The 11,712-nt window shown below is 63.4% G+C and carries 7 protein-coding genes; 4 read left to right on the top strand and 3 right to left on the bottom strand.

All coding sequences use genetic code 11. The annotated features are described in order from the left end of the window. Positions 1–106 precede the first annotated feature (106 nt). The 4 genes from glgX to AABM56_RS10445 are packed head-to-tail and all read left to right on the top strand — an operon-like array spanning position 107 to position 5,341. Positions 107–2,296: a glycogen debranching protein GlgX gene (gene glgX, locus AABM56_RS10460; RefSeq protein WP_252977116.1), complete on the top strand. Its 2,190-nt coding sequence runs from the start codon at positions 107–109 to the stop codon at positions 2,294–2,296. Continuing rightward, entirely contained in the window at positions 2,293–3,054 is a 762-nt protein-coding gene (locus tag AABM56_RS10455) for an endonuclease/exonuclease/phosphatase family protein (protein ID WP_133861799.1), read from the top strand. The genes glgX and AABM56_RS10455 overlap by 4 nt, the downstream gene beginning before the upstream one ends. Further along, the gene (gene clsB / locus AABM56_RS10450) at positions 3,051–4,298 is read left to right on the top strand and encodes a cardiolipin synthase ClsB (RefSeq protein ID WP_263259258.1); all 1,248 of its coding nucleotides are present in this window, start codon (positions 3,051–3,053) and stop codon (positions 4,296–4,298) included. The genes AABM56_RS10455 and clsB overlap by 4 nt, the downstream gene beginning before the upstream one ends. After that, a complete protein-coding gene (locus AABM56_RS10445) occupies positions 4,295–5,341 on the top strand; it encodes a YbhN family protein (RefSeq protein ID WP_133861801.1) in 1,047 nt (348 codons plus the stop codon). Before clsB ends, AABM56_RS10445 begins: the two co-directional genes overlap by 4 nt. 7 nt (positions 5,342–5,348) lie before the next feature. Here the strand turns inward: AABM56_RS10445 and AABM56_RS10440 are convergent, their stop codons facing one another. The 3 genes from AABM56_RS10440 to treS form a co-directional block, all read right to left on the bottom strand. Further along, positions 5,349–6,074, bottom strand: coding sequence for a polysaccharide lyase family 7 protein (locus AABM56_RS10440; protein WP_133861802.1), 726 nt, complete (start codon positions 6,072–6,074; stop codon positions 5,349–5,351). A gap of 89 nt (positions 6,075–6,163) precedes the next feature. Continuing rightward, the gene (gene glgB / locus AABM56_RS10435; protein ID WP_347884070.1) at positions 6,164–8,383 is read right to left on the bottom strand and encodes a 1,4-alpha-glucan branching protein GlgB; all 2,220 of its coding nucleotides are present in this window, start codon (positions 8,381–8,383) and stop codon (positions 6,164–6,166) included. Further along, entirely contained in the window at positions 8,380–11,709 is a 3,330-nt protein-coding gene (gene treS / locus AABM56_RS10430) for a maltose alpha-D-glucosyltransferase (RefSeq protein ID WP_133861804.1), read from the bottom strand. The genes glgB and treS overlap by 4 nt, the downstream gene beginning before the upstream one ends. Positions 11,710–11,712: the final 3 nt, after the last annotated feature.

Below are 11,712 nucleotides of genomic sequence, written 5' to 3'. Positions count from 1 at the left end.
GGCCTTTCATATACAGGTAGCCGGATCTGTATCGATTCAGCCACCGGCAGGTATTGAGAGCCGAGTCAGAGCTACTTCCTTCCTAGCTATCCCCGAGAGCGTCGAAATGACATCAACCGATTCCAACAAGCCCTTAACCGAAGCGACCGCGTTCATCAGCAAGTCCAAGTCTCGTGTTCGTGAAGGCCTGCCCTATCCCCTGGGCGCTACCTGGGACGGCTCCGGCGTGAACTTCGCCATCTTTTCCGCCAACGCCACCAAGATAGAACTCTGTCTCTTCGACGACGAAGGCAAGGAAGAAATCGAACGCATCGAGCTGCCGGAATTCACCAACGAGATCTGGCACGGCTACCTGCCCGATGCCCGTCCCGGCACCCTCTACGGTTACCGCGTACACGGCCCCTATGAGCCGCAGAATGGCCATCGCTTCAACCACAACAAGCTGCTGATCGATCCCTACGCCAAGCAGATCGTCGGTGAGCTGGAGTGGAACGACGCCTTGTTCGGCTACACCATCGGCCATGCCGATGGCGACCTGTCCTTCGACGAGCGCGACAGCGCCCCCTTCATGCCGCGCTGCCGGGTGATCGATCCGGCCTTCACCTGGGGCAACACCACCCATCCGCGTGTCCCGCGTGACCGCACCGTGTTCTACGAGACCCATGTCCGCGGCTACACCATGCAGCACCCGGCAGTGCCCGAGAACGCCCGGGGCACCTTCTCCGGCCTGCAGGAAAGCGAAGTCATCGATTACATCAAGTCGCTCGGCGTGACCTCCGTCGAGCTGATGCCGATCCACTATTTCCTCGATGACAACCACCTGCTGGAAAAGGGCCTGAGAAACTTCTGGGGCTACAACACCCTGGCCTTCTTCGCCCCGCACTCGCGCTACATGGCCAGCCAATCCATCGGCGAATTCAAGGTGATGGTTGCGCGCATGCACAATGCCGGCCTCGAGGTCATCCTCGACGTGGTCTACAACCACACCGCCGAAGGCAACGAGATGGGCCCGACCCTTTCGCTGAAGGGCATCGACAACGCCAACTACTACCGCCTGATGCCCGATGATGCGCGTTACTACATCAACGATACCGGTACCGGCAACACCCTGAACATGAGCCACCCCTGCGTGCTGCAGATGGTCACCGACTCGCTGCGCTACTGGGCGACCGAGATGGGCGTGGACGGCTTCCGCTTCGACCTGGCCACCATCCTGGGCCGCGAGCCGGACGGCTTCGACGAAGGCGGCGGTTTCCTGCATGCCTGCCGTCAGGATCCCATCCTGGCCGAGACCAAGCTCATCGCCGAACCCTGGGACTGCGGCCCCGGCGGCTATCAGGTCGGCAACTTCCCACCCGGCTGGATGGAGTGGAACGATACCTTCCGCGACACCGCGCGTGCCTTCTGGAAGGGTGACGAAGACAAGATCGGCGATTTCGCGAAGATCCTGCTGGGCTCCGGCGACAAGTTCAACCGTCGCGGTCGCAAGCCTTACTCGTCCGTGAACTTCGTGACCGCCCACGATGGCTTCACCCTGGCCGATACCGTGTCGTACAACGACAAACACAACGAGGCCAATGGCGAAGGCAACAACGACGGCCACTCCCATAACCTGTCGTGGAACTGCGGTGTCGAAGGTGAGACCGATGATCCGGAGATCATCGAACTGCGCTATCGGCAGATGCGCAACCTGCTGGCGACCCTCTTCCTTTCCCAGGGCACGCCCATGCTGCTGGCCGGGGACGAGTTCGCGCGTACCCAGGGTGGCAACAACAACGGCTACTGCCAGGACAGCGAGATCGGCTGGGTCAACTGGGAGATCAGCGAAAAGAGCGCCGAACTGCAGGAATACGTGCGCAACCTGATCGACCTGCGTCGCCGCTATCCGCTGCTGCGTCGTAGCCGCTTCTTCACTGGTGCCTACAACGAAGAACTGGGCGTCAAGGATGTTACCTGGCTGCAGCCCGGGGGCACCGAGATGGGCGACGAGCAGTGGCAGGACGGCAGCAACAAGTGCATGGGCATCCTGCTCGATGGCCGTGCCCAGCCGACCGGCATTCGTCGCAAGGGCGCGGATACCTCGCTGCTGATTCTGGTCAATGCTCATTATGACGTGGTGGATTTCACCCTGCCGGAAGTCCCCATGGGCGAGCATTGGTCCCTGCAGCTGGATACCAATCAGCCTGACCTGGATGCCGGCGACGTCTTCAATTTCGGAGACACCTATCAGGTCACCGGACGCTCGGTATTGCTGTTCGAGCTGACCCAGACCAAGCGGAGGAAGCGCCAGGCATGACGAACGCGCAACAGGGTTTTTCGTTCAAGGTCCTGACCATCAACACGCACAAGGGCTTCACGTCCTTCAACCGCAAGTTCATCTTGCCGGAATTGCGCGAGGCGGTGCGGACGGTGTCAGCGGACATTGTCTTCTTGCAGGAGGTATTGGGTACCCACGAAAAGCACCCGTTGCGCTTCGAGAACTGGCCGGCGGCGCCGCAGTACGAGTTCCTGGCCGATTCGATGTGGACCGACTTTGCCTACGGGCGAAATGCGGTCTACCCGGACGGCCATCACGGTAATGCGGTGCTGTCGAAGTTTCCCATCGTCAGTTACGACAACTTCGACATTTCCATCGCCGGTCCGGAAAAGCGCGGGATGCTGCATTGCGTCCTGCGTATCCCGGATCAGGCCGTGGATCTGCACGTCATCTGCGTGCATCTGGGCCTGCGCGAGAAACATCGCCAGATGCAGATGCAGCTGATCTGCGAACACATCAATTCCCTGCCCAGCGACGCCCCCGTCGTGGTGGCAGGGGACTTCAACGACTGGCGTCAGAAGGCCAATGACATCCTTGGCCAGGGCGCGGGACTCGAAGAGGTGTTCATGAAGACCGCGGGGCGCCTGCCCAAGACCTTCCCGGCGAAGCGACCCCTGCTCTGCCTGGATCGCATCTACACGCGCAACGTCAGCGTCGGGCGCCCACAGGTGCTCGGTAATCAGCCGTGGTCGCACCTGTCCGACCATGCACCCCTGGCTGCGGACTTCCACCTATGAATTTCGAATGGCGGGACGGAAACCGCATCGCCTTGCTGGAAAACGGCGAGGACTTCTTTCCACGGGTCTTCGAGGCGATCCGCGCGGCCGAGCGCGAGGTCATCATCGAGACCTTCATCCTCTTCCACGACAAGGTCGGCAAGGCCTTGCAGGAAGAGCTGGTCGCGGCGGCCAAGCGAGGTGTCCAGGTGGACATCACCGTGGACGCCTACGGCTCGCCCGATCTGCCACGCGACTTCATCGATGAAATGGTGCATGCCGGCGTGCGGTTTCGCTACTACGATCCGCGCCCCCTGGTCATGGGCATGAGGACCAATCTCTTCCGCCGCCTGCATCGCAAGATCGTGGTGGTGGACGCCCGCCTGGGGTTCATCGGCGGTATCAACTACTCCGCCGAGCACCTGGGCGACTTCGGGCCCGAAGCCAAGCAGGACTACGCCGTCGAGGTCGAAGGCCCCATCGTCGATGACATCCACCGCTTCGCGCGCGACGCCATCAACTCTCCGGAGGAAACCCACCGCTGGTGGGGCAAGCGCTCGCAGAAGCCGGCCGACAACCGCAATCCCGGCAATGCCCAGGCGCTGCTGGTGTTCCGCGATAACGACGAGCATCGCGCCGACATTGAAAAGCACTACCTGGAGATGCTGCGCAACGCCAAGCGCGAGGTGGTGATCGCCAACGCCTATTTTTTCCCCGGCTATCGGCTGCTCAGGGAAATGCGCAATGCGGCGCAGCGTGGCGTCCGCGTGGTGCTGATCGTGCAGGGCGAACCGGACATGGCCATCGTCAAGGTCGGCGCGCAGATGCTCTACAACTACCTGGTCAAGGCCGGGGTGGAGATCTACGAATATTGCCTGCGGCCCCTGCACGGCAAGGTGGCGACCATGGACGAGCACTGGTCCACGGTGGGTTCGAGCAATCTCGACCCCTTGAGTCTCTCGCTCAATCTCGAATGCAACCTGATCTTCCATGACCACGCCTTCAACCGTGAATTGCGCGGTCGCCTGGAAACCCTGATCCAGAATCACTGCGAGCACGTCGACAGCAGCAAGGTACCCAAACGCACCTACTGGCACCTGGCCAAGACGATGCTGGTCTTTCACTTCCTGCGCCACTTTCCCGCCTGGGTCGGCTGGCTGCCCGGTCATACCCCCAAGATCGAGTTGGTGAGTCCGCCGGTGCAGCCCGAACTCGAAACCCAGGACCGGGTCGATTCCTCGATTTCAAGGTATCCCCAACGATGAGCAGCCACAGCGACGCCCTGGATCATACCGACGACGAGGACGACCAGCAGGCTGGCGACAAACGCCAGAATGGTCGCTGGGTGCTGGCGAAGAAGATCCTCACCTGGGTCTTCCTGATCGCGGTGGTGGTGCTGCTCGTGATCTATGCCCGCAAGGTGGACTGGGGCGAGGTCTGGAAGGTCTTCACCGGCTACAAGTGGACCACGCTGGCCATGGCCGGCGGCCTGGTGGTGCTGTCGTACATCATGTATGGCTGCTACGACCTGATCGGGCGTGCCTATTGCGGGCACAAGCTGGTCAAGCGCCAGGTATTCCTGGTGTCCTTCATCTGCTACGCCTTCACCCTGACCCTGAGCACCTGGGTCGGCGGCATCGGCATGAGATACCGTCTCTATTCCCGCCTGGGCCTTTCCAGCGGCACCATCACCCGCATCTTTTCCCTGAGCATCGCCACCAACTGGCTCGGCTATATCCTGCTGGCCGGTGGCATCTTCGTCAGTGGCGTGGTGGACATGCCGCCCAACTGGTTCGTGGGTGATACCACCCTGCGACTGATCGGCTTCGGCCTGCTGGCTTTCATCGTCTTCTACCTGGGCGTCTGCGCCTTCGCCAAGCAGCGCGAATGGACGGTGCGCAAGCAGCGCCTCGCCCTGCCCTCGCTGCGCATGGCCTGCCTGCAGCTGCTGGTCTCCTCGGTCAACTGGATGGCCATGGCGGCCATCGTCTACCTGTTCCTTGGCCGCCAGGTGGACTATCTGCATGTACTGGGCGTCCTGCTGCTCTCCAGCATCGCTATGGTCATCGTGCATATCCCGGCTGGGGTCGGGGTGCTGGAGACGGTGTTCATCGCCCTGCTGGCCAATGACGGCCTTTCCCAAGGCAAGATCATCGCCGCCCTGCTTGGCTACCGGACGCTGTATTTCATCCTGCCGCTGCTGATCGCCGCGGTGCTCTACTTCGCCCTGGAAAGCCGGGCCAAGAAGCTAAAGGTCAGCAATGACCGGCGCGAAGAGCGCAAGCAGCAGGAAAAGCACGCGACTTGAAGCAGTCTCACCGGTTGTTGGGCTGGTGCATGGAAATCAGCCGATAGAACAGGACCCGCCCGCCTTCGGTGGCGGGCCCCTCGCCATCGCGCAAGCGGGCACCGGCCTTGAAATACAGGTGATGGCTGCTCCAGGCGCTGTCCAGTTGCAGACCCAGGTCACCGTTGCGCGACCCGGCGCCATGGGCGCGGACGGTGAGCACGCCACTGCGGGCCAGCTTGATGTCATAGCTGAAGCGGCTGTTGAGGGGCAGGCGCTCCAGCAGGATGACCTCCTTGGGGCTGTCACTGGGGCTTTCCCGCAACCGGGCGATCAACTGGCCCTGGGGGATCTGTCCCTTGCCGGTCGCCGGGCTCTCCACGCGATAGATGAGTTGCAACAGCGCCTGGGGTGCTTCCGGCACGGCTGTTTGGTCCTCGATCTGGCTGATGATGACCTCGGGGCGTGAGGGCACCTGTTGCACCACCGCTTCAGCCTGCAGCAGGGCATCCCCTTCGCGGTATTTCCACGCATAGGCACTGCCGTCCGGGCGCGTCTCACGCAGCTCGGTGGCGGGATAGGTGTTGAAGGGTTGCGGCGTACCGGTCACCGGGACCCAGAACACCAGCGATCCCCCTTCGCCACGCGCGAGATAGGGGCTGCGAAAGCCGCTGCTGTTGAGTTCGGCGGTCTGTACCTGGGCCACGGGCATGGGTACGGGAACCGTCAGATTCCATTCGGCGAGATCGATCATGGTGTTCTCAGTTGCCAGATGCCTGACAAGCATCGCCCAGAACGGGGATGCCTGTCAGCGGAACGCGCCCCTGATGGGGCGCTCCCGGATCAGCCCTGCGGCTTGAACACCAGCAGACCCAGCGGTGGCACTTGCAGGTTCAGCGAGGCCGGCTGGCCATGGGCGCCGATCTCCTCGGCCGTTACCCCGCCGCCGTTGCCCAGGTTGGAACCACCGTAGCGCTCGGCATCGCTGTTGAAGATCTCATGCCAATGGCCCAGCGACGGCACGCCCACCCGGTAGTCGTGACGCGGTACCGGAGTGAAGTTGGCGACTACCAGCAGCGGTCGCTGCTGGGCGTCCTTGCGCAGCCAGGCGAAGACGCTGTTGCCATTGTCGTCGCCGACCACCCAGTCGAAGCCTTCGGGTAGGTGATCGCGCTCGTGCAGTGCCGGCTCGTGACGATAGAGGTGGTTGAGATCGGCCAGCAGCTGCTGAACGCCTCGGTGGGTGCCGTGCTCCAGCAGGAACCAGTCCAGCTCGCGATCATGACTCCACTCGCGCCATTGGCCGAATTCGCAGCCCATGAACAGCAGCTTCTTGCCCGGATGGGTCCACATGAAGCTCAGGTAGGTGCGCAGATTGGCGAATTTCTGCCAGACGTCGCCCGGCATCTTCTCGATCATCGAGCCCTTGCCGTGCACCACCTCGTCGTGGGAGATGGGCAGCATGAAGCGCTCTGACCAGGCATACACCAGGCCGAAGGTCATCTGGTGGTGATGGTACTGGCGATAGACCGGGTCCTCTTCCACATAGTGGAGGGTGTCGTTCATCCAGCCCATGTTCCACTTGAAGTCGAAACCCAGGCCGCCTTCGCTGACCGGCGCACTGACGCCCGGCCAGGAGGTGGATTCCTCGGCGATCACCAGAGCACCCGGCGCTTCCTCGTGGACCACCTCATTGAGGTGACGCAGGAAGGCGATGGTTTCCAGGTTCTCGCGACCACCATGGATGTTGGGGATCCACTCGCCGTGCTTGCGCGAGTAGTCGCGGTAGAGCATGGAGGCCACGGCATCCACGCGCAGACCGTCGATGTGGAAGTGCTTGAGCCAGTGCATGGCCGACGCCAGCATGAAGCCGTGCACCTCATGGCGCCCCAGGTTGTAGATGTAGGTGTTCCAATCCTGGTGGAAGCCCTCGTAGGGGTGCTCGTATTCGTACAGCGCGGTGCCATCGAAGCGGGCCAGGCCGTGTTCGTCGGTCGGGAAATGCGCCGGTACCCAGTCGAGGATGACGCCGATGTCGGCCTGGTGGCAGGCGTCGACGAAGGCGGCGAAATCCGCCGGGGTGCCGAAGCGCGAGGTAGGCGCGAACTGGCCCAGGGGCTGGTAGCCCCAGGACCCGCTGAAGGGATGCTCCATGATCGGCAACAGCTCGATATGGGTGAAGCCCATTTCGCGGATGTAGGGAATGAGGCGCTCGGCCAGTTCGCGCCAGTTGTACTGGCGCCCCTCGTCACCGCCTTCGCGGCGCCAGGACCCGGCGTGCAGTTCGTAGACCGAAATGGGCGCTTCCACACCCTGCAGCTCGCGACGGCGAGCCATCCAGTCCTGGTCGTGCCAGGTGAAGGGCTTGTTGTCGGCCACCACCGAGGCGGTGCGCGGTGGCAATTCCGCGGCCAGAGCAATGGGATCGGCCTTGAGCGGCAACACGCCGTGCTGGCCGAGAATCTCGTACTTGTAGGCCGTGCCCACCGGCAGACGCGGCACGAAGAGCTCCCAGACACCGCTGTTGGCGCGCAGGCGCATGGGCAGACGGCGCCCGTCCCAGCTGTTGAAGTCGCCGACCACCGAGACGCGCCGGGCATTGGGCGCCCAGACCGCGAAACGCACGCCCTCCACGCCGTCGACCTGGCAGCGCTGGGCGCCAAAGGTCTCGCCGAGATTGCGGTGGCGGCCTTCGTTGAACAGGTAGAGATCGGTTTCTCCCAGCAGCAAACCGAAGGAATAGGGATCCTCGGTCTCCTGCACACCGCTCGGCCAGCGGATGACCAGCTTGTAGGGCGCGGCGTACTCCAGCCGCGCGACGAACAGTCCGGGCACCCGCCCGGGCTGCATCTGGGCCAGCGGCCGACCGCTGACGCGATCGACCAACTCTGCGCCCAGGGCACTGGGCAGGAAGGCGCGGACAATCAGGCCTTCGCCATCGGGATGGGGACCGAGCACGGCGAAGGGATTGCCGTGCTCGCCACGGGCCAGGGACTCGGCCTCGGCAGCCGAGAGCCGGGCGTCGTCCAGCGGAGCGACAGGAACGGTGTTGTGATCGGTCATGCGCGGGCTCCGGACAAAAGGGTCTCGACGATGGCGGCAACGCCCCGTAGCGGGATGTTGATCCAGGTGGGTCGGTTGGCAGCCTCGTAGCCTATCTCATAGACCGCCTTCTCCAGGCTGTAGAGATCCAGCGCCGCCTGCTCGCCCCGCTCGCTCCACTGGTGGCCGATGTCGGCCGCCGCAGCGCGATAGCCTTCCAGGAAGGCCGCGTAGGAAGCATTGCGGTAGGTCTCTGCTGCCTTGGCACGCAGTTGCAGGTGCTCTTCCGAGGTATCCGCGCCGGCGTTGCTCGACTGGGTGACCATGGCCGCCGCGTAGTCGAAGGAGCGCAGTACCCCGGCGACGTCCTTGTGCGGACCGTACTTGCCGCGACGTTCTTCCAGCGACCGTGCCGGCTCGCCTTCGAAGTCGATGAGGATGGCGTCGTCCTGGGCCACCAGCACCTGACCCAGGTGCAGATCGCCGTGGACGCGGATACGCAGACCGCCCTCGACATCGGCCGCCAGGGCCTCGATGCGCTTGGCCAGGGCTTCGCGCTTGCCGACCAGGCCCTGCAGCAGGGACTTGCCAGTGGCGTCGAGCTGATCGCCCATGCCCTGCAGGGTATCTAGGGCGTTGTCCACCTGGAGGCGAACGCGATGCGCCAGGTCCTTGGCCGCCTGGGCATCCACGGTTTCGGGAGCGAAGGCCGCATCCTCGGTAGGCTGCGCCAGCACAAGATGCATCTCGCCCAGACGCTTGCCCAGCACACCGGCGAAGGCCGTCAGATCGCCCATGGCGGTGAATTCGTTCTCCACGTCGGAGATGCCGCCGCTGAGCAGGTCACGGGTGACGCGATCCAGACCGTCGAGGCTCCAGGTCCAGGCATCGCCCTGGTTGTGGATGTGCTGCTGCACCAGCATCAGTACGTGCGGCGTGCCGTCCGCCGCGATGCGCTGGGCGACGGCATGGGTCGCAGCGATGTTGGCGAACCCGGCCTGGGCCAGGTAGCGTCCCATCTCCACTTCCGGGTGGATACCCGGCGCCACCTTGCGGATCAGTTTGAGCATCAGGTGGTCGCCGACGATCAGCGAACTGTTGGACTGCTCGACGCCCAGGTGCTTGATCTCGATGTCCGGATCCAGTGCGAAGTCTTCGGCCTGGTCGTAGACCTCGAAACTCAGGTCCCCGGCAGGGGACGCCAGCCTCGCACCCTTGCGGAAGGCATCGAACACGCCATGCACGAAGCTGGTGAGGGCGAAGGCGTCAGTCACCAGGCCCACACGCCGCACATGGCGGATGCGGGAAAGCGCCAGCTGGGTCGCCAGCGGACTGCAATGCTGGTCCTCTTCGGCGAGGAAGCCGAGTGGCAAGGCGTAGCGCTCTTCGCCCTTGGCATTGGTCACCACCACCTCACTGAACATCACCGGCAGCTTGGGCGTGTTGATCTGCACGGCATAGTCCAGCCGCACACCGGTGATGGCCTCGTCCTTGGAACCGAACCAGCGACGCTTGGGCAGATAGACCGGCAGCACCTCTTCGAAGATGCGGCGTGGCTCGCCGTCCAGCAGTTCCTGCAGATTGCGCTTGATGACCACCGTCTGGTAGTCGGGCATCGGTGCCGGCGGCTCGGTGTGCCAGGCGGGCATCTGCTCGTTGCCAGCCAGGTAGAACCAGTAGAAGCCATAGGGCGGCAGGGTCAGCATGTAGGGCAGCTGGCCGATGGGCGGGAAGGCGCTGCCACCGATCATCTCCACCGGTACCTGACCGGCGAAGCTGGACAGGTCCAGTTCCACCGCCTGGGCAGCGCGGGAGACGTTGGCCACGCAGAGGATGGTCTCGTGCTCGCCCTGGGCATTGGTGAAGTCGCGCAGGTAGGCCAGGATGCGTCTGTTGGTGGGCGACAGCATCTTCAGGGTGCCGCGACCGAAGGCCTTCTGCTGCTTGCGCACGGCCAGCATGCGCCGTGTCCAGTTGAGCAGCGAATGCGGATCGCGCGACTGGGCCTCGACGTTGATTGCCTGGTAGCCGTAGAGCGGGTCCATGATCGAGGGCAGTACCAGGCTGGCCGGGTCGGCGCGGGAGAAGCCGCCGTTGCGGTCGACCGACCACTGCATCGGGGTCCGCACGCCATCGCGATCGCCCAGGTGGATGTTGTCACCCATGCCGATTTCGTCGCCGTAATACATCGTCGGGGTACCGGGCATCGACAGCAACAGGCTGTTGAGCAGCTCGATACGGCGACGGTCGCGTTCCAGCAGGGGCGCCAGGCGACGGCGGATGCCGAGGTTGATGCGCGCGCGGCGATCCGAGGCATAGTAGTTCCAGAGATAGTCCCGCTCGCGGTCGGTGACCATCTCCAGGGTCAGTTCATCGTGGTTGCGCAGGAAGATCGACCACTGACAGTTGGCCGGGATCTCCGGAGTCTGGCGCAGGATATCGGTGATGGGGAAACGGTCTTCCTGGGCGATGGCCATGTACATGCGCGGCATCAGCGGGAAATGGAAGGCCATGTGGCATTCGTCGCCATCGCCGAAATACAGCTGGGTGTCTTCCGGCCACTGGTTGGCCTCGGCCAGCAGCATGCGGTCCGGATAGTTGGCGTCGATCTCGGCGCGAATCTCCTTGAGCACCACGTGGGTCTCGGGGAGGTTCTCGTTGTTGGTACCGTCGCGCTCCACCAGATAGGGAATGGCGTCCAGCCGCAGGCCGTCGACACCCAGATCCAGCCAGTACCTCATGATCGAGATGACGGCCTTCATGACCTGGGGATTGTCGAAGTTGAGGTCCGGCTGGTGGGAATAGAAGCGGTGCCAGAAGTACTGGCCGGCGACCGGGTCCCAGGTCCAGTTGGACTTCTCGGTGTCGAGGAAGATGATGCGGGTGCCATCGTACTTCTGGTCGTCGTCGGACCAGACGTAGAAGTTACGCGCCGCCGAGCCCTTCTTGGCGCGCCGGGCGCGCTGGAACCAGGGGTGCTGGTCGGAGGTGTGGTTGATGACCAGTTCGGTGATCACCCGCAGGCCACGGGCATGGGCCTCGGCGATGAAACGCTTGGCATCGGCCATGGTGCCGTAGTCGGGATGGATGCCGCGGTACTCGGCGATGTCGTAGCCGTCATCGCGCCGCGGCGAGGGATAGAACGGCAGCAGCCAGATGGTGTTGACGCCCAGGCTGGCGATGTAGTCCAGCTTGTCGATCAGGCCGGGGAAGTCGCCGATGCCATCGTTGTTGGAGTCGAAGAACGACTTCACGTGCACCTGGTAGATGATCGCATCCTTGTACCAGAGCGGATCGTCGATGAAGGCGGCGGGTTTGCGGGAGCGAGCTTTATTGGGTTTTGCCATGTC

This window comes from Pseudomonas aestiva, from assembly GCF_039908605.1.
Lineage (GTDB): Bacteria > Pseudomonadota > Gammaproteobacteria > Pseudomonadales > Pseudomonadaceae > Chryseomonas > Chryseomonas aestiva.
The sequence above is the reverse complement of the archived record's forward strand: the minus strand, read 5'-3'. Positions and strand labels throughout refer to the sequence as shown.

Coding starts and splice junctions, on each gene's coding strand:
- glgX (WP_252977116.1), top strand. CDS start 107: ATGACATCAACCGATTCCAACAAGCCCTTAACCGAAGCGACCGCGTTC.
- treS (WP_133861804.1), bottom strand. CDS start 11,709: ATGGCAAAACCCAATAAAGCTCGCTCCCGCAAACCCGCCGCCTTCATC.
- glgB (WP_347884070.1), bottom strand. CDS start 8,383: ATGACCGATCACAACACCGTTCCTGTCGCTCCGCTGGACGACGCCCGG.
- AABM56_RS10440 (WP_133861802.1), bottom strand. CDS start 6,074: ATGATCGATCTCGCCGAATGGAATCTGACGGTTCCCGTACCCATGCCC.
- clsB (WP_263259258.1), top strand. CDS start 3,051: ATGAATTTCGAATGGCGGGACGGAAACCGCATCGCCTTGCTGGAAAAC.
- AABM56_RS10445 (WP_133861801.1), top strand. CDS start 4,295: ATGAGCAGCCACAGCGACGCCCTGGATCATACCGACGACGAGGACGAC.
- AABM56_RS10455 (WP_133861799.1), top strand. CDS start 2,293: ATGACGAACGCGCAACAGGGTTTTTCGTTCAAGGTCCTGACCATCAAC.